We start from the raw sequence: 24,312 nt of genomic DNA, 5'->3' as shown, positions 1-24,312 counted from the left end.
GGCTGCGCGACCAGATGAGAAGCTTCTCATGAGAGTCGGTCTGGTCAACGATCTGCCGATGGCCGTCGAAGTCCTGCGCCGGATCGTCACCTCGACGGCGGAGCACACGGTCGCCTGGATTGCGAGGGACGGCAGCGAAGCCGTGGAGACCTGCCGGCACGATCGCCCCGATCTGGTCCTGATGGACCTGAACATGCCGGTGATGGACGGCATCGAGGCCACGCGGCGCATCATGACCGAGACGCCCTGCCCCATCCTGCTCGTCACGGCCAGCGTCGATGCGAATGTATCCGGCGTCTACGAAGCGATGGGCTACGGCGCCCTCGATGCCGTCGACATCCCCTCGGTCGGCACCAATGGCATCGCTTCCGGCCAGGGCGACGCGCTGCTGGCGCGCATGACCGCCATCGCCCGCCTCTCCCGCGATCTGCCGCCGGCGCGCAGGGCCCGCATGCCGGCCAGGCGCTTCGGCTCGGCACAGCTTGTCGCCATCGGCGCTTCGGCCGGCGGCCCCACCGCCGTCGCGACATTGCTCGCGGGGCTGCCGCGCGGGTTTCCGGCGGCCATCATCCTGGTTCAGCATCTCGACGCCCAGTTCGTGCCGGGTTTCGCCAGCTGGCTGGAGCAGCAATGCGGACTCGCGGTTCGCCCTGCCCTGGAAGGCGATCGACCGGTGCCGGGAAGCGTGCTGATCGCGGCGAGTGCCGACCACCTCGTGCTCAAGGCGGGAGGCGAGCTCGGCTACCGAGCCGAGCCGCGCGACTACCCGTACCGGCCCTCGGTCGACACGTTCTTCGAGAGCGTCGCACAGCAGTGGCGGGGCGAGCCGGTCGGCGTGCTCCTCACGGGCATGGGGAGGGACGGCGCGCGCGGCTTGAAACTTCTGCGCGACAAGCATCATTTGACAATCGCACAGGACCAAGCGACGAGCGCCGTCTACGGCATGCCCAAGGCAGCCGCGGCAATCGGCGCTGCCGCCGAAATTCTGCCGCTGACCGCGATCGCGCCGCGCCTTGTCGAGGCCTGCGGCCAGCCGGCCCCATAAAAAGGCTTCCCATGGCAGGCGAACCATCTCCATCCGCGCCCAATGTGCCCTCCCCGGCCGACAGCTACCTCTCGATGGTCCTGCTGGTCGACGACCAAGTGATGGTCTGCGAAGCGGTCCGGCGGGCGCTGGCCCATCATGGCGATCTGGACTTCCATTATTGCACCGATCCGCTCGAGGCGATCGAGGTCGCCCAACGCGTCAAGCCGACCGTCATCCTGCAGGATCTGGTGATGCCCGGCGTCGACGGGCTCGATCTGGTGCGGCGCTACCGCCAGCACCCCTCGCTGCACGCTGTCCCGGTGATCGTGCTCTCGACCAAGGAAGACCCGGCGATCAAGAGCGAAGCCTTTCAGGCCGGCGCTAATGACTATCTGGTCAAGCTGCCCGACAAGGTCGAGCTGATCGCCCGAATCCGCTATCACACCCGCGCCTATCTCGATCACGTCCAGCGCGACGAGGCCTATCGGGCCCTGCGCGAGAGCCAGCGCGAGCTGATGCGCGCCAATCTCGAGCTGGAACGCCTGACGCGGATCGACGGGCTGACCGGGCTCGGCAACCGCCGCTATTTCGACGAATATCTCGCAGCCGAGTGGAAACGGGGCACGAGGACTCGCAATCCGCTGTCCGTGCTGATGATCGATGTCGACCATTTCAAGCGCTACAACGATGCTTACGGCCACCTCGCGGGCGACGATGTCCTCAAGCAGGTTGCCGGCGTGATCCAGAGCGGCGCCTGCCGCGCGACCGACCTGGCCGCCCGCTTCGGCGGCGAGGAGTTCGTGGTGATCCTGACAGACGTATCGCAGGAAGGCGCCGTGCTTGTCGCTGAGCGCATGGTCGAGGGCGTGCGCGACCTGAACATCGCCCATGGCTCGGGGCGCGTCACGATCAGCGCCGGCGTCGCGACCGCCTGGCCGAACAGCGAAAACAACCCGGAGAGCGTCGTCAACGCCGCCGACCTCGCGCTTTTCCGCGCGAAGAATGCCGGGCGGGACCGCGCGGTCTTCGCGGACATGCCCGCCGGCTGAAGTCCGAGGCGACGAGGCGCCTGGTCTCAGATGGACCGGGTGATGCCGCCGTCGACGCGCAGATTCTGGCCGGTGATGTAGGCGGCATCCGGCGAGACCAGGAAAGCGATGGTGCCTGCGATCTCCGCGCTGGTGCCGTAACGCCCCATCGGCACGCTCTGGCGGCGCTCCTCCGTCGCCGGCAGGCTATCGATCCAGCCCGGCAGGACATTGTTCATGCGGATGCTGTCCGCCGCATAGGTGTCGACGAAGATCTTGGTGAAGGATGCGAGACCCGCGCGGAACACCGCCGAGGTCGGGAACATCGCGCTCGGCTCGAAGGCCCAGGCCGTCGAAATGTTGACGATGGCGCCGGATTTCTGCTGCTGCATGATCGGCGTCACCAGCCGCACCGGGCGGATGACGTTCAGCAGATAGGTGTCCATGCCCCGGTGCCAATCCTCATCGGTGATATCGAGGATGGGCGCGCGCGGCCCGTGGCCGGCGCTGTTGACGAGGGCATCGATGCGCCCCCAGCGCTCCATCGCGAGATCGACGAGGCGGCGCAGATCGTCGTTCGACTGGTTGGAGCCGGTCACGCCAATCCCGCCGAGTTCGCTCGCCAGCGCCTCGCCCTTGCCGGAGGACGAGAGAATGGCGACCCGGAAACCGTCCGCGGACAGACGCCTGGCCGCGGCAGCGCCCATGCCGCTGCCGCCCGCAGTCACCAGAGCCACTTTTTCTGCCGACATGCTTGTCTCCGTCGTCGCTGCGCAGCACTATCGAGTTGCGCATTCCAAAAGGTCAGAAGGCCTTCTTATCACTCCGGCCCGGACCTGACGAACGAGTTCCGTTCGCGTCTGCCTGTAGAAAAACTATCGCATGAACGGCCAAACCCATCGCCTTCCCTCGCTCAACGGCCTGCGCGTCTTCGAGGTCGCCTCCCGGCATCTGAACTTCCGCCTCGCCGCCGAGGAACTCGGCGTGACGCAGGGCGCGGTCGCCCAGCAGATCCGCCAGCTCGAAGCCGAGCTCGGGCTCAAGCTGTTCGAGCGGCAGCCGCGGACCCTCGTGCCGACGGAGGCCGGGCGCAGCTACGTCGCCTCGGTCCGGCGCGCCTTCGAGCTGATCTCCGATGCGACGGAGAATCTCAGACCAGCGCCGCTGCACCTGACCATCAGCGTGACGCCGAGCTTCGCCTCCCGCTGGCTCATTCCGCGCCTGCCGGATTTCACGGCCGCGCATCCGGGGATCGAGCTGCGCATCGTTGCGACCGATCGCCTTTCCGACTTCCGAACGGATGCGGTCGATCTCGCCATCCGGCTCGGGCGGCCACCCTTCGGCTCGGGGCTGAACGCCGAACTGCTGTACGAGCAAGCGATCATCGCGGTCGGCAGCCCGCTGCTTCTCGAGAGAATCGGAGATCCTCGAGATCCCGGCCATTTCGCGCGCTACCCGCTCCTGCACGACGGCCATGATTTCTGGCCGGCCTTTCTGGAAAGGGTTTTCCCGGGCACGGCACCGAAGCCCGCCCAGAACATCCGTTTCAACCAGACCGCACTCGCGCTGGAAGCGGCCATCGCCGGGCAGGGTCTGGCCTTGACGAGCCGGTTCCTGGCCGATGACGACATCGCGCGCAGCCGCCTGGTGCCCCTCTTCGGGATCGAGCTTGTGGCCGAGGCGGGCTTCTACATCGTCTCGCCGCGCCGGCCGCGGCACCCGGAGCCTATCGCAACCGTGTGCCGATGGCTGAGCGAAGCCGCCAAGGCCCGATGAGGCCCTGCGCAACAAACTTGCATCCCGCGCGCAGGATTGCAGCGCCTCTTTCGCGCCGAAAGCACTATCCATCGGCCGGAGATGCAAACGAGGCTGCGACCGATGCCAAAACTCGATCCTGATGCCCTTCAGACCGAAATGACGTCATGGCGGCGTCAATTGCATGCCCATCCCGAATTCGGTTTCGAGGAAAAAGTGACCTCCGCCTTCGTCGCCGCGAAGCTGCGCGAGTTCGGGCTCGACGAGGTGGTCGAAGGCGTGGGCGGCACCGGCGTCGTCGGCACGCTGAAGCGGGGCAACGGGAACAGGGCTGTCGCGCTGCGCGCCGATATGGACGCGCTGCGCATCACCGAACAAGGCGACCATCCTCATCGATCGCAGACGCCCGGCGTGATGCATGCCTGCGGCCATGACGGGCATACGGCGATGCTGCTCGGCGCGGCCAAGCTGCTGGCGACGGAGGGAGGCTTCGACGGCACGGTGCGCTTCCTGTTCCAGCCCGCCGAGGAGTGGGGCAAGGGCGCGCTCGCGATGCTGACCGATGGCCTGATCGAGCGGTTTCCCTTCGACGAGATCTACGGGCTGCACAACATGCCCGGCCTCGCCATCGGGAAGTTCCAGACACGGGTCGGCTCCTTCATGTCGGCTGAGGACAATTTCGAGATCGTACTCAAGGGGGTCGGCAGCCACGCGGCGCGGCCGCATACGGGCAACGAAGTGCTGGTCGCCGCCTGCGCGCTCGTCACTGGTCTCCAGACCATCGTCTCGCGACGGCTAAGCCCGGCGGATATCGCGGTCGTTTCCGTCACCGAGCTTCTGACCGACGGCACGCGCAACGTCCTGCCCGGAACCGCGCGCATCCTCGGCGATGCCCGCAGTTTCCGGCCCGAGGTCAGCGCCGAGATCGAGCGGCAGATGGGGATCATCGCGCAGGGTACGGCGCAGAGCTACAATCTCAGCGCCACCCTGCATTACACCCGCGAATTCGTGCCGCTGGTGAACGACGAGGCCCTGGTGCAGGAGGCATTCGCAGCAGCCCGAACCGTGTTCGACGATGGAAACGTCGCCGTCGCGCGCGAGCCGATGACGGGTTCGGAGGATTTCGCCCGCTTCCTCGATTTTGTCCCCGGCTGCTTCGCCAATATCGGCAATGGCGAGGACTCCGCGCCGCTGCACAACCCAGGTTTCGACTTCAACGACGATAGCCTGCGCTACGGCGCCGGCTTCCACGCCGCCATCGTGCGTCGGCGCCTGCCCGCCGCCTGAGCCATCCCCCTCGCATTCTCCGCGACATCCTTTCGGCCACCGAAGGCGATGCCCGGCGGAGCTGTGCCATCGCCCCTTCCCAACGATAAAAACCGGAGGAGAACATGCTGAAATCAATCGGAATCGCCACCCTGATCTGCTCTGCGACGCTTTCGGCCAGCCAGGCCGCGACGCTCGACACCGTGACCAAGCGCGGCGCGGTGAAGTGCAGCTCGACCGCCGGAACGCCCGGCTTCTCCATCCCAGACGCGAGCGGCAAATACCGGGGCCTCGACATCGATGTCTGCCGGGCCGTCGCAGCGGCGATCTTCGGCGATCCGGACAAGGTCATGATCGTGCCGCTAACCCCGGCCTCCCGCTTCACCGCGCTCCAGACCGGCGAAGTCGATATCCTGTTCAACACCACGACCTGGACGCTCGGCCGGGAGACCACGAACGGCATCATCTTTGCCGGCGTGAACTACTATGACGGCCAGGGCATCATGGTCCGCTCCGGCGTCATCCAGAACGCCAAGGAGTTGAACGGCGCGACCATCTGCACCAACCAGGGCTCCACGACGGAGCTCAACCTGACCGACTTCTTCCGGGTCAACGGCCTGAAGAACGAGATCGTCGCCTATGCGACGCAGGAGGAAGCGGCGCAGGCCTACCAGTCGGGGCGCTGCGACGCCTTCTCGTCCGACCGCTCGGTGCTCTACGCCTTCCGGTCGAAGCTGACCGAGCCCGACAAGCATGCCGTGCTTGGCGAGACGCTCTCGAAGGAGCCCCTCGGCCCGGCCGTCCGGCAGGGCGACGACCCCTGGTACAACATCGTCAAATGGACGCTGCACGTCCTGCACTCCGCCGAGGAGCTCGGCCTGACCTCGAAGAACATCGACCAGGCCGCATCGACGACCGCGAACCCCAACATCCTCAGGCTGGTCGGCAAGGAGGGCGAACTCGGGCCCGGCCTCGGCCTGCCCAGGCAATGGGCCTACAACATCGTCGCGAAGGTCGGCTCCTATGCCGAAATCTTCGAGCGCAATGTCGGCAAGGACAGCCCCCTGAAGATCGCGAGAGGGCTGAACGCGTCCTGGAAGGACGGTGGCCTGCACTACGCGCCGCCGATCCGATAAGACTTCGTCGAAAGGCCACGGCCCGGGATGCATCCGGCCGTGGCGCTAGCTTCACCGGAGTGGTGATCGCGCTCCCTCGCCGATCTCGGCGGGGCGCAGTGCTCAGGCCCGCCTCGGCCGGCGTACGGCCCTGACGGTGCCCTTGCCGGCGCTGCCGCAGAAGAACAGGTCTCCCCCGTCCGACTCCAACCCGGAGACACCCTCTCCCGCCGGCATCACGAGACTGTCCAGCACCTCGCCGGAAACCGGGTCGATGCGCCGCAACTCGCTCTCGTCGCCCTCCCAGGTGCCGTGCCAGAATTCGCCGTCGACCCAGGTGACGCCGGTGACGAAGCGGTTGGACTCTATGGTGCGCAGCATCTTGCCGGTATCGGGATCGATCTGGTGGATCTTCCGCTCGCGATAATGCCCGACCCAGAGCGTGCCCTCCGCCCAGGTCAGACCTGAATCGCCGCCACCGGCGGGGGCCGGAATGGTCGCGACGACGCGGCCGGTCTCGGGCTCGATCTTCTGGATGCGATCCTCGGCGATCTGGAACAGATGCGTGCCGTCGAATGCGGTCCCGGCATGGGCCGGCACCTCGATCGCGCGCTCCACCTGCCCGCTTTCGGGATCGAGCGCGTTCAGCCGGTCGCCCGAGGCGAACCAGACCCGCCGGCCGTCGAAGCTGACGCCGCCGACCTTCTCGACGCCGGGGAAGGGGCCGTATTCGCGGATGATGTCGGCGTTGGATGTCGTCATGGCTTCACTCCGGTGGATGCGATGCCGTCCATCTAGTCTGCCCCATCATAGGGCGGTGAGTAACAAGGCGGTCGCGAATCCCGGCGTCGGCGGCATCACCCAGCGCCGCGCCCGGCCCCGCCCATAGGACTGGATCTTGCCGCCCTCGGCCAGTGCGTCGAGCGCGCGCTGAATGTTCCGCTGGCTGCTGCCGAGCGCAACCGCCAGCGCGGAACTCGCCCAGGTCTCGCCATCGGCGAGGAGCGCGAGCACCGCCGCATGCTTCTCCTCGACCGGCCGCGCCAGCACGACCACCTCGGGAGCTGCGCGTGGCGAAAGCGCGAAGCCGCGCGGCGTCGCACTCACCTGCGCCAGCGGCTCGATGGCGGCGCGAAGCCGGCCGATCTCGACGCGCAGCCGGGCACGATGCGATTCATCCGTCAGCTTCGAGCGGAAGGCCCGCGCGATCAGGGCATCCCGCGGCGCATCGGCCGGCCATGCCTCGGCCAGCTCGCGCGCCAGCGCAAAGAGGACAGGTCGCGTCGCCAGAGATACAGCCCCGTCCGGCCCGCGCACGGCATAGCGGCAGGCATCGACGACCAGCGCCTCGGTCGATTGCAGGGCCTCGACCTCATCCAGCCGCAAGAGCCGCTCCTCGCCCCGCGCAAGCAACCGCGCCGTCGGCGCCTCCAGCATGAGCTGCGCGCCGTCGACCTCGGCCATCAGGGCGGGGATCCCGGCCCGGCGCGCGGCTCCTGATGCGGCAGCGAGCGCCGAGCGCGCGGCCGCCGCCTGAAGCCGCCTCAGCGCGATCCCGGCGCCGGCCAGCCAATGCACCGCTTGCAGCGCCGGCGGCAGTTCCTCAGGCTCGATCGTCGCGAGCGCCCGTTCCGCCGCATCGAGCTGCCCGATCAGAAGGAGACGGCGAATCTCGATATAGCGCGCATGGGCGGCGTTGATCCGGTCACCATGCGTCGACAGGACCGCGGCTGCAGCAGCAAGCCGCTTCACAGGCCAGTTCAGATCGCGCGAAGCCAGCGCGATCTCGGCTTCCGCGACGACGCAGCGCGCCTGGGCGGCGGCCTCCCTGTTGCCGAAGCCGCGGGCCGCGCGTCGCAGCAATATCTTGGCGCGCGGGAAGTCCCCGAGCTGCGCCATCGCGATGCCGCGCAGCGCCAGCGCCGGCGGATCGTCCCGCAGCGCGACCCGGTCCAGCGCGCCGAGCGGATCGCCCGAGGCGAGCGCCCGCGCCGCGGCCGTGATCAGCGAGTCCATCCGAATCCCGCCAAACTTGTCACTCCCACCCCTCTGTCACTCCGCCTTACCACCGACCGGGACGCCGCATCGAGAGCAGAACGGGCGGCGCTGATCACATCCGACGACAGGAGCGAAGCACGATGACGACACATACCATCGGAACGCGCGAGGAATGGCTCGCGGCGCGGCTCAAGCTGCTGCAGGCCGAGAAGGAGCACACGCAACGCGGCGACGAGCTGGCGCAGCTGCGGCAGGGATTGCCCTGGGTCCGGGTCGACAATGACTATCGCTTCGACACCGAAGAGGGGGAGGCCGCGCTCGCCGACCTGTTCCAGGGCCGCTCGCAGCTCCTCGTCTACCATTTCATGTTCGGCCCCGATTACGAGGCCGGCTGCCCCTCCTGCTCGGCGATCGCGGACGGGTTCAACGGCGTGACGACCCATCTCGCCAACCATGACGTGATGCTCTGGGCGGTGTCGCGCGCACCGCTCGCCAAGCTGCTCGGCTTCCGCAAGCGGATGGGCTGGAGCTTCCCCTGGGCCTCCTCGGGCGGAAGCGACTTCAACTTCGACTTCAACGTCTCCTTCACCGAGGAGCAGGAGCGCACGAAGGGGGTCGATTACAACTTCCAGCACACGCCGAAATTCGAATGGCGCTCGGGCGGCAATGCGGTCGAGCGTGCCTTCGCCACGATGGCCGGAACGGACGTCCCGACCTATCACCGCGACCGGCCGGGCATGAGCGCCTTCATCCGCGAGGGCGGCGCCATCTACCACACCTATTCGACCTATTCGCGCGGGGTCGACGGCATCTGGGGCATGTATCCCTGGCTCGACCGCGCTCCCAAGGGGCGCAACGAGGCGGAGGGCCCCTGGTGGCGCCATCATGACCGCTATGGCGCCCGGCAGGTCTCCGCGTGACGGCGATCGAGACCGGCTTCGGCAAGGGAGAGGGACGCGGCGCAGCCGCCGCGCCCCTCGCGGGAGCCGTCTTTCTCGGTGCCCTCGCCCTGCTCTTCGGGGCTGCGACCGGCATCACGATCGCCCAAAGCGACGCGATGGCCGCGATGCCCGAAGTGCCGATGGCAGGCGGCTGGTGGATGTCGGGCGTCTGGCTGCCGATGTGCGGCCAGTCATGGCCCGATGCTGCCGCTTCCTTCCTCGGGATGTGGCTGGCGATGACGATTGCGATGATGCTGCCCGCCCTGACGCCGGCGCTGTGGAAGTACCGGCAGGCGTTTGCGACGGCGGGCTGTCCGTATCCCGATTTCCTGGCGGCAGTCATGGCAGCCGGCTACCTCGCCATCTGGACCGGGCTGGGCGCGATCCTCTTCGTGCTCGGTGGCGCCTTGGCCTCGGCGGCGATCCAGGCTCCGGCGCTGGCGCGCTCGCTTCCGAGCGGGGGAGGCGTGGCCCTCATCGCCGCCGGTGCGTTTCAGCTCTCCTTAGCCAGACAGCGACTTCTAGCTGCCTGTGGGAAAGCGCCGGGGAAGATCGGGCTGCCTGCTGGCAAGGCTGCGGTCTGGGCTCAGGGCCTGCGCCTCGGTTTCCGCTGCTGCGCGTCCTGCATCGCTCCCATGACGGCTCTGATCGTCGGTGGCATCATGGACCTAAGGCTCATGGCGCTCGTCACGGCGGCGATCTCCGCGGAGCGGCTTTTGCCGAGAAGCGGCCCGGTCGGCCAGGCATTCGGTGCGGGCATCATCGTAGTTGGCGCGCTTCAACTCGCGTGCAGACTGGCCTGAACGCCGCACTGCCTCGGCTGCCGCCGATCAGTCCTCTTCATCGCGCGGACGGGCAGCATCTCCGAGTATCTCGCGCTTGCCTGCGTGATTGGCCGGCCCGACGATGCCGTCGTTCTCCATGCGCTCCATGATCGAGGCGGCGCGGTTGTAGCCGATCTGGAGGCGGCGCTGGATGTAGGAGGTCGAGGCCTTCTTGTCGCGCAAGACGACCGCCACGGCCTGCTCGTAGGGGTCGTCGCTCTCGACCGAACCCATGCCGGTCTTGTCGAAGACGGCGCCGTCCTCGTCCTCGCCGGCTTCCTCCTCCTCGGAGGTGACGGCGTCGAGATATTGCGGCCGGCCTTGCGTCTTGAGATGGGCGACGACCTTCTCGACYTCGTTGTCCGAGACGAAGGGGCCGTGSACGCGGGTGATGCGSCCGCCGCCGGCCATGTAGAGCATGTCGCCCTGGCCGAGCAGCTGCTCGGCGCCCATCTCGCCGAGGATGGTGCGCGAGTCGATCTTGGAGGTGACCTGGAAGGAGATCCGGGTCGGGAAGTTCGCCTTGATCGTGCCGGTGATGACGTCGACCGAGGGSCGCTGCGTCGCCAGCACGACATGGATGCCGGCGGCGCGCGCCATCTGGGCRAGGCGCTGGATCGTGCCCTCGATCTCCTTGCCGGCGACCATCATCAGRTCGGCCATCTCGTCGACGATGACGACGATATAGGGCAGAGGCTCGAGGTCCATGACCTCCTCCTCGTAGATCGCCTCGCCGCTGTGCTTGTCGAAGCCGGTCTGGACSGTGCGGGTGATRACCTCGCCGGCGGCCTTGGCCTCGCCGACGCGGGCGTTGAAGCCGTCGATGTTGCGCACSGCGAGCTTCGACATCTTCTTGTAGCGCTCCTCCATCTCGCGCACCGCCCATTTGAGCGCCACGACCGCCTTCTTGGGGTCGGTGACGACGGGGGTGAGCAGATGCGGGATGCCGTCATAGACGGAGAGCTCGAGCATCTTGGGATCGACCATGATCAGGCGGCACTCCTCCGGCTTCAGCCGGTAGAGGATCGACAGGATCATGGTGTTGATCGCGACGGACTTGCCCGAGCCGGTGGTGCCGGCGACGAGCAGGTGCGGCATGCGCGCCAAATCCGCGATCACCGGCTCGCCGCCGATGGTCTTGCCGAGGCAGAGCGCGAGCTTGTGCTTGGTCGCCTCGAAATCCTGGCTGGCGAGCAGCTCCCGCAGGAACACCGTCTCGCGCCTGGCATTGGGCAGTTCGATGCCGATGGCGTTCTTGCCCTGCACCACCGCGACACGCGCCGATACCGCGCTCATCGAACGCGCGATGTCGTCGGCTAGCGAAATCACGCGGGAGCTTTTGATGCCGGGAGCCGGTTCGAGCTCATAGAGGGTGACGACGGGGCCGGGGCAGGCTTGGACGATCTCGCCCCTGATATTGAAGTCTTCGAGCACGCCTTCGAGCAGGCCGGCATTCTGCTGGAGGACCTCGACCGGCAGTTCCTCATCCTGCGTCAGCGGCGGCTCGGCCAGGAATTCGATCGGCGGAAGCTGGAAGCCCTCATCCTGCACCGGCGCCGGCAGGACCTCGATGACGCGAGCCCTCGGCCGGACAGGTTTGGGCCTGACGGGCTCGGGATCGACATGAGGCCGCGTACCGCGTGCCACCGCTACGCCAGGCTTCGCCACGATCTCGCGCTCCGGCTGGACGGCAGCGACGGTCTCGACCGGGCGCTCCTTCGCGACCGGAGCGAGCCAGGTTTGGCCCGAGAGCTGGAGGCTCACCTGATAGCCCTGGCTCCAGCCGAGACCGGACCAGGCCGGAACGCCAACGGAGGTGGAAACATGCGGCGTTTCAGGCTGAAGCGACACGTTATCTGTCCGCCGCGCGCGAGGCTCTTCGTCAGGCAAGGCGTCCAGCACATCCGGAACGCCCGCGCGATCTGCGGGAAGCGGGATGGTTTCGAACGAAAACTCGGCGTCGTCCCGTTCGGCAGCGGGCACGCATTCCCAGAAGGCATGATCGGAAATGAAGGCGAGCGGGGTGGTCGCCTGCTCGGCCTCGGTCTCAAGCTGCGGCCAGACGACCTCTTCCACCACCTCGAAGGCTTCTTCGATAAGCGGAGCCATCGCTTCGTCCGGTTCGGCATCGAGGGCGGCAGGCAGATCCGCAGGGCTGTGCGGGATGCCCGCCAGCGACGGCGTGCCCCAGACTTCCTTGATGAGATGGTCTGGCGTGCGCCAGAAGCGGACGCGATTCGCGCCGGCTGCCGGCTCGGCCAACGGGCTGGCAACGTCGCCGTCGCCAAGCTCGACTGAGGAGGCAGCCTTTTCGGCCTGCGCCGCCTTGCGCAACCTGTCCGGCGTGCGGGTGAAACGCACGTTCTCGGGCCACGTGAAAGAGGGCTCCGCCGGCTCTGCCGCAGGCCGGCGGGCCGACCTGTGCAGCACCAGAGCCTGCGCCGGCTCCTCGGGCTGATCGGAACGAAAACCCTCGGAAACGATGGGGTTCGCGCGGCGGTGACGATCCGTTTTATGCATGGGCTTGGGCGAACACGACAACTCGTTAACCTGTCCCGCAGGACTAGCCGGGCAGGGTTAAGGCCCCATGAATCGAGCGCTCCCGAAGTGACGCGAAACGAGCCGACGGACCTCAGTCGTCGGCGTCGTCATCCTGCAGGACGCGCCACGCCGCCCCTTCGAGATCGGCGAACTGGCCTGATCGCATGCACCAGAAGAAGGCGCCGAGTCCGGCCAGCCCCAGCCCCAGCGCCAACGGAAACAGGATCACGATGATGTTCATGCCTAAGCCTCCGAAGCCGCCGAGCGGGCGCGCAGGGCGTTGAGCGTCACCACCAGGGAAGAGCCGGACATGGCGACGGCGGCGACGAGCGGCGTCGCCAGCCCGGCAATCGCGATCGGCACCGCCACCGCATTGTAGAGCACGGCGAACCATAGGTTCTGCAGCATCAGCCCACGCGCCTTGCGTGAGATGTCGAGCGCAGCGGCAACCGGAGCGAGGCTGTCGCCGAGGAAGACGACATCGGCCGCCGCCTGCGCGAGATGGGTGGCGCTCACCGGCGAGATCGAGACATGCGCGCCCGCCAGCGCCGGCGCGTCGTTGAGGCCGTCGCCGATCATCAGGACCTTGTGGCCATTCGCCGCCATGCTGTCGAGCAGGTTGAGCTTGTCGCCCGGCAGCAGGCCAGCCTGCACATGCGTAATCCCCAGCTCGGCCGCGATCGGCGCGACAGCTTCCGGACGGTCGCCGGAGAGGATCGCGATCTCGAGCCCCGCCGCGCGCAAGGCTGCAATCGTCTCTCGGGCTTCCGGACGCAGGCTCTGCCCCAGCGCAAGCACGGTCCGGTAGGCGCCATGGCGATAGGCGATGAGGGAGGCGCCGGGGTGTTGCGTCTTGACCGAAGCGGCCTCCGCTTCGGCATTACAGAACCCGAGGCTGCCGAGCCGCTGCTCATCCTCGCCCGCGCCAGTCGAGAGGCCCTGGCCGCGCTCTTCACGGACATCGGTTTTCGCGGAAGTGACGCCGAGCGCTCGCGCCAATGCTTGCGCCAGCGGGTGATGACTGGCAGCGGCAAGCGCGCCGATCTCGGCCCGGCGCTCGGGCGGGAGCGCGTCGGGATTGAGGATGTCGGGCTCGGGCAGGGTCAGCGTTCCCGTCTTGTCGAAGACGGCGATATCGGCCTCGGCAAGGCGCTCCAGCGCGTCGCCCTCCTTCAGCATGATCTTGCGCTTGAACAGGGCGGAGGCCGCGACGACCTGCACGGCGGGTATCGCGAGGCCGAGCGCACAGGGGCAGGTGATGATCAGCACGGTGACGGCAATCATCAGGGCCTCGGGCCAGGCGAGTCCCCAGGCGAGCCAGCCGAGGAAGGTCGCCGCCGCCAGCGTGTGGACCACCGGCGCATAGAGCCGCGCAGCGCGGTCCGACAGGCGGACATAGCGCGAGCGGCTGCCGACGGCCTGGCTCATCAAGCGGTCGATCTCGTCGAGCAGCGTGCCCTGCCCGGCCGCCTCGACGCGGATGGTCAGCGCGCCCGTGAGGTTCAGCGTGCCGGCATGGACGCGCTCGCCATGGCCGATCGCGGCCGGGGTGGTCTCGCCGGTGATGAGGCTCCGGTCGAGTTCGGAACTTCCCGTCTCGACAATGCCGTCGACCGAGACCCGCTCGCCGGGGCGTAAGAGGACGCAATCGCCGGGCTCGATCGCGGCGATGGGGGTAATCGTCCAGCTTCCGTCCGGGGCGAGCCGCGTTGCGGTCTCGGCCTTGAGCGCGGCGAGATTGCCGGCGAGATCGCGGGTGCGCCGCCGCATCAGCTGGTCGAGATAGCGTCCGATCAGCAGGAAGAAGAGCAGCATCACCACGCCGTCGAAATAAGCGTGGCGGCCATGGCTCCAGGTTTCGGCGACCGACATGGCTAACGCCAGCACCACACCGATGGTGATCGGCACGTCCATATTGACCGCGCCGGCCTTCAGCGCCCGGAGCGCGCTTTCGAAGAAGGGCCTGCCGGCATAGGCGGCGGTCGGCAGGGCGATCAGGGCGGAGAGCCAGTGGAAGAAGTCGCGCGTCGTCGGGTCGATGTCGCCGCTATTGCCGGACCAGACCGCGACCGAGAGCAGCATGATGTTCATCGAGGCGAAGCCGGCGACGCCGAGCCGGCGCATCAGGCTGCGCTCCTCGGCGACGGCGCCATCCTCCTGCCGCTCCGGCACGAAAGGATAGGCCTTGAAGCCGAGCACGGCGAGCTTGTCGACGACCGCTTCAGGCCGCAGCAGCGCCTCCCGCCATTCGACCGAGACGCGCTTCAGCGCGAGATTGACGCGGGCGCCGAGGATGGCGGGCTCGCGGCTAAGCCCGCTCTCAATCGCCTGCATGCAGCCGGCACAGCGGATGCCGTCGACAGCCAGCTCCATGCTGGCGACGCCGCCATCGCGACGACGCACGAAGACGGAGAGATCCTGCCCGGCCATATCATCTCTCCGGCAAGGTGATGCGGCTGCGGGAGACGAAGACGACCTCATCTCCGCGCCGCGCCTGCAATTCGAGAATCCAGGCGCCGCTTTCGATATGGTCGAAATTCGCGTCGTATCGTCCGGGCTGGCCCTCGTTCAGCGTGACGGCGTGATCGCGCGCGGAGGTCGCTGGGTGGCGCAATCGCGCCGTCGCGGTGAAGCCGGAGAGCGGCTGGCCGAGACGGTCCGCCAGGGTCACGCCGAGCGTCGCACCCTCGCCTTGCCGGGAGAGCGTGGCCGCGGCCTTCCAGCCACGCGCGTCGCGCTCGTGCTGGCGGGCGATTTCCTCGTTGAAATGCTGGCTGGTCTCGTAGGCGCTGCGCGTCTCGACGCCCGGCATGGTGCGCAGCGCCACCGTGAGGATCGTCGCGTTGACGGAGACGATGACGCCGAAGAACAGCACCAGCATCGCCGCGACCATCCACCCGGTCAGTTCGAAGGGGCGTCGTGGGCGCGGGGCGGCAGGGGCGTCGCAGGACATCAGGAAAACTCCGCAGCAGCTCATGGTTTGGCTCCGGGCGCCATGAAATGGTCGGTCGCGCGCACGGTCTCCCCGGCGAAGAGATCCGAGGCGGTGATGGTGATGGCCTGCGACGCTTCCAGCGGCACGCCGGCCGGCACGGTGACGAGCACGCGCACCTCGCGCGAGGAATCGGGATCGACGGTGACGACCGGCCGCAGATCCGCAGTGGGCGCGATACCGACCGCATCGATGCGGATACCGGGCAGGCCGGCCACAGTCAGCGCGAAGGGGCGAACCTGCGGGCGCTTGTTGAGCAGACGGACGGCATAGGCATTGCGGATCGAGCCGTCGCTCAGCGTCACGAAGAGCGGGGCGCGCTCGTGCAGCACGGAAATGTCCGCGGTCCGGCGCGTCGCGAGCTGCCAGAGCATGGCGCCGCCGACGACGACGATCAGCGCCGCATAGATAAGCGTGCGCACCCGCAGCGGACGATAGATCGCCGGCTTTCCGGCCATGCGCCGCTTGACGTTGGTCTCGGTGTCATAGGCGATCAGGCGGGTCGGGCGGCCGATCCTGGCCATGACGGTGTCGCAGGCATCGATGCACAGGCCGCACTGAATGCAATCGACCTGCGCGCCGTCGCGGATGTCGATCCCGGTCGGGCAGACCGCGACGCATTGATGGCAATCGATGCAGTCGCCGGCGGGCGCGCCCTGCGCCCTGAGCTTCTGGGCCTGTTTGACCGAGACGCGCGGCTCGCCGCGATCGTAGCGATAGGTGACGTTCAGCGCCTCGTCGTCGGTCAGAGCGGCCTGGATCCGAGGCCAGGGGCACATGAACTTGCAGACCTGTTCGCGCATGATGCCGGCGAGCGAATAGGTGGTGAAGGTCAGGATCGCGATCCAGACATAAGCCGAGATCGGCGCCGTGAAGGTCGCGAGCTCGCGCACCAGCGTCGGCGCATCGGCGAAGTAGAGCACCCAGGCGCCACCGGTCCACCAGGCGATGACGAGCCACACCGCGTGCTTGGCGCTCTTGCGCCAGAGCTTGTCGGCACTCCATGGCGCCTCGTCGCGGCGCATGCGCTCGCGCCGGTCGCCCTCGAAGAAACGCTCCACGGCGAGGAAGAGGTCGGTCCAGACCGTCTGCGGGCAGAGATAGCCGCACCAGACCCGGCCGGCGACCGCATTCATCAGGAAGAGGACGAAGGAGGCCAGGATCAGCAGGCCGGTGAAGTAGTAGACCTCCTGCGGCCAGATCTCGATGAAGAAGAAGTAGAAGCGGCCGTTGGCGATATCTGCCAGCACCGCCTGATCAGGCAGATGTGGGCCGCGATCCCAGCGCAGGAAGGGCAGCAGGTAGTAGATGCCGAGGCACAGGAAAAGGATGAGCCATTTCGCGCGCCTGAAAGGGCCGGAGACGCTCTGCGGATAGACCTTCCGCGACGCCGCGAAGAGCGGCATGTCGTCGGGATCGGTCCCGGCGGTGCTCACGCTACTGCCCTCCCCCCAACGAGTGGACGTAGACGGTCAGCGCCTTCAGCGTCGTCTCGTCCAGCCGCCCGCCCCAGGCCGGCATCACGCCGTTGCGGCTGTTGCCGATGGTTTCGGTCAGCGAGGCCATGTCCATGCCGTAGAGGCTGATCGCGTCGGTCAGATTCGGCGCGCCCAGTTCCTGGTTGCCCTTGCCGGCCGGGCCGTGGCAGGCGGCGCAGTTGTCGGCGAAGAGCTTGCGCCCGAGTGCCAGATCCGCCTTCGGCTCCGTCGGCAGGCCGGCGAGTTCGCGGACATGGTTGGCGACGGCGTTGATCTCGCCACGCTTCAGCAGGCCGTCGCGGCCGAAGGCCGGCATCTGGCTGACGCGCGTGTCGTCATTGCCGGCGACGCGGATGCCGTGGCGCAGCGTCTGCATGATCGTGTCGAGCGAGCCGCCCCAGAGCCAGTCGTCGTCGTTGAGGTTGGGATAGCCCTTGGCACGGGCGCCGCCGACGCCATGGCAGGCCGCGCAATTGTCGCCGAAGGCGGCCTTGCCCTGGGCCGTCGCGATCTGGAACAGCTTGGGATCGGCCTTGATCTGCGCGGGTGTGGCCTCAGTCATGCCGGCCGCCAGCGCCGCGCGCTGAGCCTTCAGCTCGTTCATCTGCACGGTGATGTCCGAGCGGGTGGCGTAGCCGATCACGCCCCTGGTCGCGTCGGTCAGGAGCGGCCAGGCCGGGTAGACGATCCAGTAGCCGAAGGACCAGATGATGGTGGCGTAGAAGATGCCGAGCCACCAGCGCGGCAGCGGCGTGTTGAGCTCGCGGATACCGTCCCATTCATGGCCGGTCGTGGCGTGGCCGGTGACGGGGTCGATCTCGGGGGCGTCGTGACGCTGGTCCATGGTCAGTCCTCGCGCAGCGGATTGAGCGCGGCCTGCTCGAAGCGGGCGCGGTTCTTCGGCCAGAAGGCGTAGAAGCAGACGCCGAGGAAGACGGCGACGAAGTAGAGAAGGCCGGCGGACTGGGCGAAGCCGGCGAGCCAGTGATAGGTCGTTTGCATGGTGGCCTCGCTCAGCGGATGTTGGCCTTGTCGTCGTAGAGCTTGAAGTCGACCAGCGTGCCGAGCGCCTGCAGATAGGCGATCAAGGCGTCGGCTTCGGTGATGCGATGCGGGTCGCCGTCGAAATCGCGCGACTGCGCCTTGGGGTAGCGTTTCTCCAGATCGGACTGGCCGGGATGGTCCGGCGTCGCCTGCGCTTTCAGGTCGCTCTGCGCCTGCGCGATCATCTCGTCGCTATAGGGCACGCCGCCGGCGCGGTTGGCGCGCAGCTCGTCGGCGATGTCGCTATGGGACAGCTCGGTTTTGGCCAGGAAGGGATAGCCCGGCATAATCGACTGCGGCACCACCGCGCGCGGCTCGGCCAGATGCGCGCGCTGCCATTCGTCGGAATACTTGCCGCCGACGCGGGCGAGGTCCGGTCCCGTGCGCTTGGAGCCCCATTGGAAGGGCTTGTCGTACATGCTCTCGGCGGCCAGCGAATAATGCCCGTAGCGCTCGACCTCGTCGCGCAGCGGCCGGATCATCTGGCTGTGGCAGTTGTAGCAGCCCTCGCGGACGTAGATCGCGCGGCCCGCAAGCTCCAACGGGGTGTAGGGACGCATGCCCTGCACGGTCTCGATAGTGTTCTTCAAATAGAAGAGCGGCGCGATCTCGACGAGGCCGCCGATGGAGATCACCAGCAACGTGCCGATGACCAGGACGATCGAGTTGGTCTCGAAGATCTTGTGCTTGGCCCAGAGCGAGCGGCGCGCGGGCTTGTGTTCGATGCTCGTCATTGCGGAAGCTTTCTCAGGCGGCCACGGCCAGCAGCGACGAGGGGACCTCGGAGCGCGGCATGTCTGCCTCCGCCTCGGAGCGCACGGTCATCCAGAGGTTGAAGGCCATGATCAGCGCGCCGATCAGGAACAGCGCCCCGCCCATCGCGCGGATGACGTAGAAGGGGTGCATCGCCGCGACGGTCTCGATGAAGGAATATTCGAGGAAGCCGAGCGCGGTGTAGGCGCGCCACATCAGGCCCTGCAGGATGCCCGAGACCCACATCGCCGTGATGTAGAAGACGATGCCGAGCGTCGAGATCCAGAAGTGCCAGCTCACCAGCTTGAGCGAGTAGAGGCCCTTGCGGTTCCACAGCCAGGGCACGAGGCAATAGATCGCGCCGAAGGAGATGTAGGCGACCCAGCCGAGCGCGCCGGAATGGACATGGCCGATGGTCCAGTCGGTGTAGTGCGACAGGCCGTTCACGGCCTTGATCGACATCAGCGGGCCTTCGAAGGTCGACATGCCGTAGAAGGCGAGCGAGACCACCATCATCCGCAGCACGGGATCGGTGCGCAGCCGGTCCCAGGCGCCCGACAGGGTCATGATACCGTTGATCATGCCGCCCCAGGAGGGCATCCACAGCATGATCGAGAAGGTCATGCCCAGCGTCTGCGCCCAGTCCGGCAGCGCGGTGTAGTGGAGATGGTGGGGGCCGGCCCAGATGTAGATGAAGATCAGGGCCCAGAAATGGATGATCGAGAGCCGATAGCTGTAGATCGGCCGTTCCGCGCGCTTGGGCACGAAGTAGTACATGATCGCGAGGAAGCCGGCAGTGAGGAAGAAGCCGACCGCATTATGGCCGTACCACCACTGGAACATCGCATCCTGCACGCCCGACCAGAGGCCGTAGGATTTCGGCGACAGGATCGAGATCGGCACGGCGACGTTGTTGCCGATATGCAGGACCGCGATGGTGACGATGAAGCCGAGATAGAACCAGTTCGCCACATAGATATGCGGCTCCCGACGCTTCATCACCGTGCCGAGGAAGACCAGAAGATAGGTGACCCAGACGATGGTCAGCCACAGGTCGGCGTACCATTCCGGCTCGGCGTATTCCTTGCCCTGGGTGATGCCGAGCAGGTAGCCCGTGCCGGCGATGACGATGAAGAAGTTGTAGCCGAGGACGACGAACCAGGGCGACAGGATGCCCGCCAGACGCGCGCGGCAGGTGCGCTGAACGACATAGAAGGATGTGCCGATCAGCACGTTGCCGCCGAAGGCGAAGATCACGGCCGAGGTGTGCAGCGGGCGCAACCGGCCGAAATTGATCCAGGGCAGGTCGAAGTTCAGCACGGGAAAGGCGAGCTGGAGCGCGATGATCAGCCCGACGGTRAAGCCGGCGATGCCCCACACCATCGCGGCCACCGTCGCGAACTTCACCGGCTCCATGTTGTAGTTCGGCTTGCCGTCGATCTCTTGCGGCGAAACCGCGGGCGAGCCGTCGAAGCAGCGGTTCGCGATCAGGATCACGGCAGCCGCGGCCGCGACGACGCCGAGCGCCGCATGGAAGGCGTAGCCGGAGCTTTCGGTCAGCGCCGAGACGACGATCAGCGGCAGCACGCAGGCCGCCGCGATCAGCATGCCGATCATTTCGCCGACAGTCGCCTGCCTGACTTGGCTTGCCGTTGCCGTCACATCCGACTCCCGCTTCGTCCGGCGCATGAGCGCGCCATGAAGAGGAGGCTTAGCGAGCGGCCGGAAGCCGGGCGTTGATTCAGGTCAAGGAAACGGGCAGGCGGTTGCGGCGAGAGCGCGCAGGCCTCAGGCCGCGACGGCGCTCATCCGCTCGGGATTCATCACGCGCACGCCGCCGGGAACGATCAGGATCGTCTTGTCCTTGGCGAGGCGGGTGAAGGTGCGGCTCACGGTCTCGATGGTGAGGCCGAGGAAGTCGGCGATGTCCTGCCGCGTCATCGGCAGCGGCACCGTGACGGAGGGCTTGCCGAGCCTTGCCCAGCGCTGCTGCATGCCGAGCAGGAAGCAGATCAGCTTCTCTTCGGCGGTGCGCCGGCCGAGCAGCATCATCTGCTCATGGGCGAGCGTCAGTTCATGCGTCGCGAACTCGTGCAGCCGCTTCAGCAGATGCGGCTTGGCGTCGACCAGCGCGGTATAGGCGCCGCGCGAGAAGGCGCAGACCGCGACCTCGCCGATCGCATCGGCCGAGAAGCCATAGGCGTCGCGCATGGCGAGCCCGAGGAAATCCCCCGGCAGGGCGAAGCCGACGACCTGGCGCCGGCCATCCGAGAGCAGCTTGTAGAGACGCACCACGCCGGCGGTGACGTTGTAGACGGAATGGGCCTCGCGCCCCTGCGTGAACAGCGTCTCGCCGGAAGAGAAATGCGTGGGATGGGCCAGGGATTCGAGCAGGGCCAACTCGTCATCCGAGAGCGAGGCGCAGACGCTCACCAGGCGGACCATGCAGTTGCGACAGCCGCCATCGCCGCGGTTCGTAGCGCTACAGGCCGAGGGGTGACAGTTCACGATCGCATCTTCCCGCTAGAGCATCGGACCGAGAAAAGTGGAAACCGCTTTTCGGAAAAAGCCCGATGCCCAAACTAAAGAGTAGATCGCAACCTCGCGTCCAAGAGGACGCATTGCGATCTATGGCGACCATAACCGAGGCGGACAGGGTCACAAAGCACGCTTGCCGTCGCAGCCGACGAAATTGATCCAGATCAATGCGACAACACAGGCCCGCCAACCACCGTGCGCGCCTGCAATTCGGGAGAAGCCGCACGTGACGGGCGATGACATCTTCGAGGTCGCGCGCATCGCGCCGGCCGGAGCCGACGCCGTCTACGGCCTCGTGGCCATGCTGCATCCGGAGGTGACGCCCGACGACTGGGCCGCCTTCGTGCGCGACCATTCGCAGGACGGGGCGCGGCCGCGCGGCGTCTTCTCGCTGCGCGATGTGCGCGGCATGCCCCATGCCCTGTTCACCTTCCGTGTCGCGCAAACGATCAGCGGAGGAACCACGCTCGAGATTTTCGAACTGGCGATGCTGCGCCTGCCGGGAACGCATCTGGTCGACGCCTTGCTGCGCTTCGCCAACCAGCTCGCGGTCGAGCTCGACCTGCCCCGGATCGCGATCTCGCTGGAACGCTCCGCCGCCTGGCCGCAGGATCACGATGCCCTGCAGCGCTCGGGGTTCCAGGTCGATCGCGTGATGGTCCTCGGGCGGGCCCGCATGGAGCCCGCCCCCTGGAATTGACCTGTCTCAATCAGGCGTGGAGCCGGGCTTAGCGCCGCCAGCCGAGCTGTCAGACTCGTTCCAGTGCGATGGCGATGCCCTGGCCGACGCCGATGCACATGGTCGCGAGGGCAAGACGCTTGCCGGTCAGCGACAGTTCGAGCGCCGCCGTGCCGGCAATGCGGGCACCGGACATGCCGAGCGGGTGGCCGAGTGCGATCGCCCCACCGTTCGGGTTCACATACGCGCCGTCCTCGGCGATGCCGAGCTCGCGAAGCACCGCGATGCCCTGGCTCGCGAAAGCCTCGTTCAGCTCGACTACGTCGAAATCGGTCGGCTTGAGGCCAAGGCGCTCGCAGAGCTTGCGAGTGGCCGGGATCGGCCCGAGGCCCATCACGCGCGGCGCGACGCCGCCTGCAGCACCACCGAGCACGCGCGCCAGCGGGGTCAGGCCATATTTCGCCACAGCCTTCTCCGAGGCGACGATCAGCGCGGCGGCGCCGTCGTTGACGCCCGAGGCATTGCCGGCCGTGACGGTGCCGCCCTCCTTGCGGAACGGGGTCCCCAGCTTGGCGAGCTTCTCCAGCGTGGTGTCGCCGCGCGGGTGCTCGTCGATCTCGACACGGATCGCATCGCCCTTCCGCTGCGGGATCAGGACCGGCACGATCTCCCTGGCCAATCGGCCATTCTGCTGGGCAGCGACTGCCTTCTGCTGCGAGCGCACAGCGAAGGCATCCTGATCGGCGCGGCTGACCTTGCAATCGGCGGCTACGTTCTCGCCGGTCTCCGGCATGGAATCGACGCCGTATTGCTGCTTCATCAGCGGGTTGACGAAGCGCCAGCCGATGGTGGTGTCGTGGATTTCGGCGTGGCGCGAGAAGGCGCTTTCGGCCTTCGGCAGCACGAAGGGCGCGCGCGACATGCTCTCGACGCCGCCGGCGATCATCAACTCGGCCTCGCCGGCCTTGATCGCCCGGGCGGCGGCGATGACGGCATCCATGCCGGAACCGCAGAGCCTATTGATCGTGGTGCCCGGCACCTCCTTGGGCAGGCCGGCGAGCAGGAGCGACATGCGCGCGACGTTGCGGTTGTCCTCTCCCGCCTGATTGGCGCAGCCGAAGATCACATCGTCCACGGCAGCGAAATCGACGCCCGCATGACGCTCGAGCAGAGCCTTCAGCGGCACTGCCCCGAGATCGTCAGCGCGGACCGAGGACAGGGAGCCACCGAAGCGGCCGATCGGCGTGCGGACATAGCCGCAGATGAAAGCTTCGCTCATCGTCGGGATCTTCCCTCTGTAGCCGCCCTTGAGGCCCGGCTCGTCAGGTGAGGTTCTCGCTGCCCCTCCCGGCTTTGTAAAGACGACGTGGCACGGGCTCGCGGCGTCGGACCTACTTGCCCCAGCGCAGCGCCAGCGGATCGAGCTCGCGGGCGAGCTCGATCAGCCCCTCGCGCGTCTTCGGATGCAGGGGCGTCAGCGGGTGGCGCACGGCCTCGGACTTGATGACCCCGCCCTCCTTCATCACCGCCTTGGCCGAGCGCAGGCCGCATTGGCGGTTCTCGTAGTTGATGATCGGCAGGACGCGGGCATAGAGCGCCGCCGCCTGCTTGCGGTCACCGGCAGCATGCGCGGCGAGGATCGGCTTGATCAGGTCGGGGATCATCGCCGACGTCATGGTGCCGGTGGCGCCGGCATCGAGATCGGCCATCAGCGTGATCGCCTCCTCGCCGTCGAAGGGGCCGACGACGGCGTCGCCGCCCGCCTCGATCAGCGCGCGCAGCTTGTTCGCCGTGCCGGGCACCTCGATCTTGAAGTAGCGGACGAGCGGCACTTCCTTGGCCAGCCGGATCATGAAGGGCACGGTCATGGTCACGCCCGAGAGCGGCGCGTCCTGCAGGATGATCGGGATACCGCAGGCATCCGCCACCGCCTTGAAATGCTCGATCATGCCCTGCTCGTCGGCCTTGAGCAGCGCGCCGTGATAAGGCGGCATCATCATCAGCATCTTGGCGCCGGCATCCGCGGCGGCCTTGGCGCGGGCGGCGGCGATGCGCGTCGAGAAATGCGAGGTGGTCACGATCACCGGCACGCGGCCATCGATCTGCTCCAGCGAGAGCCGCATCACCTGATCGCGCTCCTCGTCGGTCAGCAGGAACTGCTCCGAGAAGTTCGCGAGGATGCAGATGCCGTCGACGCCCTGGTCGACCATCAGGTCCATGACGCGCCTGTTGCCCTCGATGTCGAGGTCGCCATTGTCGTGGAAGATGGTCGGCGCGATCGGCAGGATGCCCTTGTAGGGTTCGGTCATGGCGTCATCTCGTATGGCGGACGG

At 67.3% G+C, this 24,312-nt stretch carries 23 protein-coding genes; 8 read left to right on the top strand and 15 right to left on the bottom strand.

The annotated features are described in order from the left end of the window. The first annotated feature begins 28 nt into the window (after positions 1 to 28). Together cheB and AC1DVA_RS19385 are read left to right on the top strand one after the other, a co-directional pair. Complete coding sequence (gene cheB, locus AC1DVA_RS19390) at positions 29 to 1,045, top strand: chemotaxis response regulator protein-glutamate methylesterase (protein WP_265051876.1); 1,017 nt, start codon at positions 29 to 31, stop codon at positions 1,043 to 1,045. An 11-nt stretch (positions 1,046 to 1,056) separates the two neighbouring features. Then, positions 1,057 to 2,076, top strand: a complete 1,020-nt coding sequence (locus AC1DVA_RS19385; RefSeq protein WP_265051875.1) for a GGDEF domain-containing response regulator — start codon at positions 1,057 to 1,059, stop codon at positions 2,074 to 2,076. A gap of 26 nt (positions 2,077 to 2,102) precedes the next feature. On the opposite strand, the gene AC1DVA_RS19380 is transcribed toward AC1DVA_RS19385, so the two are convergent. Next, on the bottom strand, positions 2,103 to 2,807 hold the full coding sequence (locus AC1DVA_RS19380) for an SDR family oxidoreductase (protein WP_265051874.1): 705 nt from the start codon (positions 2,805 to 2,807) through the stop codon (positions 2,103 to 2,105). A 130-nt stretch (positions 2,808 to 2,937) separates the two neighbouring features. Between AC1DVA_RS19380 and AC1DVA_RS19375 the strand changes: the two genes are divergently transcribed. The 3 genes from AC1DVA_RS19375 to AC1DVA_RS19365 all read left to right on the top strand — a co-directional run bounded on the left by AC1DVA_RS19375 (position 2,938) and on the right by AC1DVA_RS19365 (position 6,212). Further along, positions 2,938 to 3,831 carry a LysR substrate-binding domain-containing protein gene (locus AC1DVA_RS19375; RefSeq protein ID WP_476806950.1) on the top strand — a complete coding sequence of 298 codons (894 nt, stop codon included), beginning with the start codon at positions 2,938 to 2,940 and terminating at the stop codon, positions 3,829 to 3,831. Between the two features lie 102 nt (positions 3,832 to 3,933). Next, positions 3,934 to 5,097 carry a M20 aminoacylase family protein gene (locus AC1DVA_RS19370; RefSeq protein ID WP_476806949.1) on the top strand — a complete coding sequence of 388 codons (1,164 nt, stop codon included), beginning with the start codon at positions 3,934 to 3,936 and terminating at the stop codon, positions 5,095 to 5,097. Between the two features lie 107 nt (positions 5,098 to 5,204). After that, positions 5,205 to 6,212 carry an amino acid ABC transporter substrate-binding protein gene (locus AC1DVA_RS19365; protein WP_265055010.1) on the top strand — a complete coding sequence of 336 codons (1,008 nt, stop codon included), beginning with the start codon at positions 5,205 to 5,207 and terminating at the stop codon, positions 6,210 to 6,212. A gap of 102 nt (positions 6,213 to 6,314) precedes the next feature. Here AC1DVA_RS19365 and AC1DVA_RS19360 read toward each other — a convergent pair whose 3' ends face one another. Together AC1DVA_RS19360 and AC1DVA_RS19355 are read right to left on the bottom strand one after the other, a co-directional pair. Continuing rightward, entirely contained in the window at positions 6,315 to 6,953 is a 639-nt protein-coding gene (locus AC1DVA_RS19360) for an NHL repeat-containing protein (RefSeq protein ID WP_265051871.1), read from the bottom strand. A 45-nt stretch (positions 6,954 to 6,998) separates the two neighbouring features. Continuing rightward, positions 6,999 to 8,207 carry a helix-turn-helix domain-containing protein gene (locus AC1DVA_RS19355; RefSeq protein WP_476806948.1) on the bottom strand — a complete coding sequence of 403 codons (1,209 nt, stop codon included), beginning with the start codon at positions 8,205 to 8,207 and terminating at the stop codon, positions 6,999 to 7,001. A 122-nt stretch (positions 8,208 to 8,329) separates the two neighbouring features. Between AC1DVA_RS19355 and AC1DVA_RS19350 the strand changes: the two genes are divergently transcribed. Then, the gene (locus AC1DVA_RS19350; RefSeq protein ID WP_265051869.1) at positions 8,330 to 9,109 is read left to right on the top strand and encodes a DUF899 domain-containing protein; all 780 of its coding nucleotides are present in this window, start codon (positions 8,330 to 8,332) and stop codon (positions 9,107 to 9,109) included. Further along, the gene (locus tag AC1DVA_RS19345) at positions 9,106 to 9,933 is read left to right on the top strand and encodes a DUF2182 domain-containing protein (protein WP_265051868.1); all 828 of its coding nucleotides are present in this window, start codon (positions 9,106 to 9,108) and stop codon (positions 9,931 to 9,933) included. Before AC1DVA_RS19350 ends, AC1DVA_RS19345 begins: the two co-directional genes overlap by 4 nt. 27 nt (positions 9,934 to 9,960) lie before the next feature. Here AC1DVA_RS19345 and AC1DVA_RS19340 read toward each other — a convergent pair whose 3' ends face one another. From AC1DVA_RS19340 to AC1DVA_RS19295, 10 genes are all read right to left on the bottom strand, one after another. Then, positions 9,961 to 12,474, bottom strand: coding sequence for a DNA translocase FtsK (locus AC1DVA_RS19340; RefSeq protein ID WP_476806947.1), 2,514 nt, complete (start codon positions 12,472 to 12,474; stop codon positions 9,961 to 9,963). A gap of 112 nt (positions 12,475 to 12,586) precedes the next feature. After that, positions 12,587 to 12,736 carry a cbb3-type cytochrome oxidase assembly protein CcoS gene (gene ccoS / locus AC1DVA_RS19335; RefSeq protein ID WP_265051866.1) on the bottom strand — a complete coding sequence of 50 codons (150 nt, stop codon included), beginning with the start codon at positions 12,734 to 12,736 and terminating at the stop codon, positions 12,587 to 12,589. A 2-nt stretch (positions 12,737 to 12,738) separates the two neighbouring features. After that, a complete protein-coding gene (locus AC1DVA_RS19330; RefSeq protein ID WP_265051865.1) occupies positions 12,739 to 14,925 on the bottom strand; it encodes a heavy metal translocating P-type ATPase in 2,187 nt (728 codons plus the stop codon). 1 nt (position 14,926) lies between these two features. Further along, a complete protein-coding gene (locus tag AC1DVA_RS19325; protein WP_476806946.1) occupies positions 14,927 to 15,448 on the bottom strand; it encodes a FixH family protein in 522 nt (173 codons plus the stop codon). A gap of 20 nt (positions 15,449 to 15,468) precedes the next feature. Further along, complete coding sequence (gene ccoG, locus AC1DVA_RS19320) at positions 15,469 to 16,893, bottom strand: cytochrome c oxidase accessory protein CcoG (protein ID WP_265055009.1); 1,425 nt, start codon at positions 16,891 to 16,893, stop codon at positions 15,469 to 15,471. A 31-nt stretch (positions 16,894 to 16,924) separates the two neighbouring features. Beyond that, positions 16,925 to 17,809, bottom strand: coding sequence for a cytochrome-c oxidase, cbb3-type subunit III (ccoP, locus tag AC1DVA_RS19315; RefSeq protein WP_476806945.1), 885 nt, complete (start codon positions 17,807 to 17,809; stop codon positions 16,925 to 16,927). Positions 17,810 to 17,811: 2 nt separating this feature from the next. Further along, positions 17,812 to 17,967, bottom strand: a complete 156-nt coding sequence (locus tag AC1DVA_RS19310) for a cbb3-type cytochrome c oxidase subunit 3 (protein ID WP_265051862.1) — start codon at positions 17,965 to 17,967, stop codon at positions 17,812 to 17,814. A gap of 11 nt (positions 17,968 to 17,978) precedes the next feature. Further along, positions 17,979 to 18,743: a cytochrome-c oxidase, cbb3-type subunit II gene (ccoO, locus tag AC1DVA_RS19305; RefSeq protein ID WP_476806944.1), complete on the bottom strand. Its 765-nt coding sequence runs from the start codon at positions 18,741 to 18,743 to the stop codon at positions 17,979 to 17,981. A 13-nt stretch (positions 18,744 to 18,756) separates the two neighbouring features. Further along, on the bottom strand, positions 18,757 to 20,379 hold the full coding sequence (gene ccoN, locus AC1DVA_RS19300; RefSeq protein WP_442865057.1) for a cytochrome-c oxidase, cbb3-type subunit I: 1,623 nt from the start codon (positions 20,377 to 20,379) through the stop codon (positions 18,757 to 18,759). Positions 20,380 to 20,550: 171 nt separating this feature from the next. Further along, positions 20,551 to 21,207, bottom strand: a complete 657-nt coding sequence (locus tag AC1DVA_RS19295; protein ID WP_265051860.1) for a helix-turn-helix domain-containing protein — start codon at positions 21,205 to 21,207, stop codon at positions 20,551 to 20,553. Positions 21,208 to 21,526: 319 nt separating this feature from the next. On the opposite strand from AC1DVA_RS19295, the gene AC1DVA_RS19290 reads away from it, so the two are divergent. After that, the gene (locus AC1DVA_RS19290) at positions 21,527 to 22,000 is read left to right on the top strand and encodes a hypothetical protein (protein WP_476806943.1); all 474 of its coding nucleotides are present in this window, start codon (positions 21,527 to 21,529) and stop codon (positions 21,998 to 22,000) included. Positions 22,001 to 22,049: 49 nt separating this feature from the next. Here AC1DVA_RS19290 and pcaF read toward each other — a convergent pair whose 3' ends face one another. Both pcaF and AC1DVA_RS19280 read right to left on the bottom strand, forming a co-directional pair. Next, positions 22,050 to 23,258 carry a 3-oxoadipyl-CoA thiolase gene (gene pcaF / locus AC1DVA_RS19285; protein ID WP_265051858.1) on the bottom strand — a complete coding sequence of 403 codons (1,209 nt, stop codon included), beginning with the start codon at positions 23,256 to 23,258 and terminating at the stop codon, positions 22,050 to 22,052. A gap of 112 nt (positions 23,259 to 23,370) precedes the next feature. After that, positions 23,371 to 24,288: a dihydrodipicolinate synthase family protein gene (locus tag AC1DVA_RS19280; RefSeq protein ID WP_265051857.1), complete on the bottom strand. Its 918-nt coding sequence runs from the start codon at positions 24,286 to 24,288 to the stop codon at positions 23,371 to 23,373. Between the last annotated feature and the right edge of the window lie 24 nt (positions 24,289 to 24,312).

This window comes from Allobosea sp. P4_C6, assembly GCF_056402015.1.
This window is presented reverse-complemented; position numbering and strand designations above follow the sequence as displayed.

Excerpts from the sequence above, each read along its gene's own strand:
- AC1DVA_RS19375 (WP_476806950.1), top strand. The coding sequence starts at position 2,938 with ATGAACGGCCAAACCCATCGCCTTCCCTCGCTCAACGGCCTGCGCGTC.
- AC1DVA_RS19330 (WP_265051865.1), bottom strand. The coding sequence starts at position 14,925 with ATGGCCGGGCAGGATCTCTCCGTCTTCGTGCGTCGTCGCGATGGCGGC.
- ccoO (WP_476806944.1), bottom strand. The coding sequence starts at position 18,743 with ATGACGAGCATCGAACACAAGCCCGCGCGCCGCTCGCTCTGGGCCAAG.
- AC1DVA_RS19310 (WP_265051862.1), bottom strand. The coding sequence starts at position 17,967 with ATGCAAACGACCTATCACTGGCTCGCCGGCTTCGCCCAGTCCGCCGGC.
- AC1DVA_RS19385 (WP_265051875.1), top strand. The coding sequence starts at position 1,057 with ATGGCAGGCGAACCATCTCCATCCGCGCCCAATGTGCCCTCCCCGGCC.
- ccoP (WP_476806945.1), bottom strand. The coding sequence starts at position 17,809 with ATGGACCAGCGTCACGACGCCCCCGAGATCGACCCCGTCACCGGCCAC.
- AC1DVA_RS19280 (WP_265051857.1), bottom strand. The coding sequence starts at position 24,288 with ATGACCGAACCCTACAAGGGCATCCTGCCGATCGCGCCGACCATCTTC.
- cheB (WP_265051876.1), top strand. The coding sequence starts at position 29 with ATGAGAGTCGGTCTGGTCAACGATCTGCCGATGGCCGTCGAAGTCCTG.
- ccoG (WP_265055009.1), bottom strand. The coding sequence starts at position 16,893 with ATGCCGCTCTTCGCGGCGTCGCGGAAGGTCTATCCGCAGAGCGTCTCC.
- AC1DVA_RS19360 (WP_265051871.1), bottom strand. The coding sequence starts at position 6,953 with ATGACGACATCCAACGCCGACATCATCCGCGAATACGGCCCCTTCCCC.
- pcaF (WP_265051858.1), bottom strand. The coding sequence starts at position 23,258 with ATGAGCGAAGCTTTCATCTGCGGCTATGTCCGCACGCCGATCGGCCGC.
- AC1DVA_RS19355 (WP_476806948.1), bottom strand. The coding sequence starts at position 8,207 with ATGGACTCGCTGATCACGGCCGCGGCGCGGGCGCTCGCCTCGGGCGAT.
- AC1DVA_RS19370 (WP_476806949.1), top strand. The coding sequence starts at position 3,934 with ATGCCAAAACTCGATCCTGATGCCCTTCAGACCGAAATGACGTCATGG.
- ccoS (WP_265051866.1), bottom strand. The coding sequence starts at position 12,736 with ATGAACATCATCGTGATCCTGTTTCCGTTGGCGCTGGGGCTGGGGCTG.
- AC1DVA_RS19350 (WP_265051869.1), top strand. The coding sequence starts at position 8,330 with ATGACGACACATACCATCGGAACGCGCGAGGAATGGCTCGCGGCGCGG.
- AC1DVA_RS19325 (WP_476806946.1), bottom strand. The coding sequence starts at position 15,448 with ATGTCCTGCGACGCCCCTGCCGCCCCGCGCCCACGACGCCCCTTCGAA.
- AC1DVA_RS19380 (WP_265051874.1), bottom strand. The coding sequence starts at position 2,807 with ATGTCGGCAGAAAAAGTGGCTCTGGTGACTGCGGGCGGCAGCGGCATG.
- AC1DVA_RS19295 (WP_265051860.1), bottom strand. The coding sequence starts at position 21,207 with ATGGTCCGCCTGGTGAGCGTCTGCGCCTCGCTCTCGGATGACGAGTTG.